The organism is Acidisphaera rubrifaciens HS-AP3, from assembly GCF_000964365.1.
Lineage (GTDB): Bacteria > Pseudomonadota > Alphaproteobacteria > Acetobacterales > Acetobacteraceae > Acidisphaera > Acidisphaera rubrifaciens.
Window position 1 is genome coordinate 1 of record NZ_BANB01000355.1, and the last position, 1,934, is coordinate 1,934.

Here is a 1,934-nt window from a genome sequence, read left to right on the forward strand (position 1 = left end):
ATCGGGGCCGCGATCAACGACCGGTTGCGACGCGCGGCGGCCCCGCGCTGATGCGCAAGCCGCCGTCGCCCCTACCTACGACGCTGACCGGCTGCTCACCTCCTGACGGACGAAGGGGATAGGATTGACCCGGGCATTCCTGAACCGCGTCGGCACGGCCGTGCCCGCGCACGATATTCATGCGGCCTTTGTCGCGTTCGGCTGCGGCGTACTCGACGACCCGCACGCCCGGGCGCTATTCGCGCGGATGGCGGACATGGCGGACATCCACCACCGCTATGCCGTGATCGAGCCCGGCCCGCTGCCGCGCGACCGGGTGCTCGACGCGGACGGGTTCTACACGCGCGGCGCCTTTCCGGGGACGCAGGCCCGGATGGAGCGCTTCGAGCACGAGGCGCGCGCCCTCGCCCTGCGGGCGGCGGCGGCGCTCGACCTCGGCGGCGAGCGTGACCGCATCACGCATCTGGTGCTGGCCTGCTGCACCGGCTTCACCGCGCCGGGATTGGAGTTCCAGCTGATGCAGGCGCTGGGTCTGCCGTCCTCGGTCGAGCGCACCATCGTGGGCTTCATGGGCTGCTTCGCCGCCGTCAACGCGTTGCGGCTGGCGCGCCACTTCGTCCGGTCGGAGCCGCGCGCCCGGGTGCTGGTGGTCAATGTCGAGCTGTCCAGCCTGCACCTGCAGGAGGCGTGGGAGCTGGAGAAGATGCTCAGCTTCCTGCTGTTCGGCGACGGCGCGACGGCGGCGCTGGTCACCGCCGATCCAGTCGGGATCGAGCTGGACGCGTTCCGCACCGTGGTGATCCCGCGCACCGACGACATGATCACCTGGCATATCGGCGACACCGGCTTCCTGATGCACCTGTCGGGGCAGGTGCCGGGGCGCATCCGCCGCTTCCTGCGCGCCGAGGGCGAGGGGCTGATCGCGCCGCACACGCCGCGCGACCTGGCCCATTGGGCGGTCCATGCGGGCGGCCGCTCGATCCTGGATGCCGTGCAGCACGGGCTCGGCCTCGGGCCGGACGCGCTTGCCCATTCGCGCGGCGTGCTGCGCGACTACGGCAACATGTCCTCGGCCACGCTGATGTTCGTCCTCGACCGGCTGCTGCGCGCGGGCGGGCCGCCGGGCGACGGCATGGCGATGGCCTTCGGGCCGGGGCTGACGGTCGAGAGCTTCCGTTTCCGGACCGTCGGCTGATGGGCGCCCTCGCGCGGCGCAGCGACGCGCCGGAGCTGATGGATACCGATTGCCGCGACTACGACGATTACCGCGCCTGCCTGCGCGACCTGTCGCGGGTCAACGTCGCGACCCTGACGCACCGGCCGCTGCTGCGCTGGCTCGCCCGCACCACGGCGGACTGGCCGTCCTTCACCCTGCTGGACGCCGCCTGTGGCTATGGCGACCTGCTGCGCGTCGTCGCGCGCTGGGCGGCGCGGGCGGGCAAGCAGGTCCGGCTGACCGGCGTGGACCTCAATCCCTGGGCGATCCGCGCCGCACGCGAGGCCGGCGGCGACGACGGCATCGTCTATGTCCACAACGACATCTTCGACCACCGCCCGGCGGAGGCGCCGGACCTCATCGTCAGCTCGCAGTTCGCCCACCATCTGGACGACGCGACGATCGTCCGTTTCCTCCGCTGGCTGGAGGCAGGGGCCGGGCGCGGCTGGTTCGTCACCGACCTGCGGCGGGCCTGGTTTCCCTATATCGGCTTCCCGATCCTGGCGCGGGTGGCGCTGTGGCACCGCTTTGTCCGTTACGACGGCGTTGTGTCCATCACCCGCAGCCTGACGGCCGGGGAGTGGCAGGCGCGGGTGGATGAGGCGGGGCTGCACGGCATCGCCGCGGTGCATCGCCGGCTGCCGTTCCGCGTCACGGTCGAGCGGGTGCGGCCATGAGCCGGCAGGCATGAGCGTGGGGGCATGAGCGTGGGGGCATG

At 72.0% G+C, this 1,934-nt stretch carries 2 protein-coding genes; both read left to right on the forward strand.

All coding sequences use genetic code 11. From position 1 onward, the window contains the following. The first annotated feature begins 124 nt into the window (after positions 1 to 124). Entirely contained in the window at positions 125 to 1,195 is a 1,071-nt protein-coding gene (locus tag B8460_RS10990; protein WP_048861645.1) for a type III polyketide synthase, read from the forward strand. Continuing rightward, a complete protein-coding gene (locus tag B8460_RS10995; RefSeq protein WP_048861646.1) occupies positions 1,195 to 1,893 on the forward strand; it encodes a methyltransferase domain-containing protein in 699 nt (232 codons plus the stop codon). The genes B8460_RS10990 and B8460_RS10995 overlap by 1 nt, the downstream gene beginning before the upstream one ends. The last annotated feature ends 41 nt before the right edge of the window (positions 1,894 to 1,934 follow it).

What these genes read in the sequence shown, in the direction of transcription:
- B8460_RS10995 (WP_048861646.1), top strand. Translation starts at nt 1,195, where the DNA reads ATGGGCGCCCTCGCGCGGCGCAGCGACGCGCCGGAGCTGATGGATACC.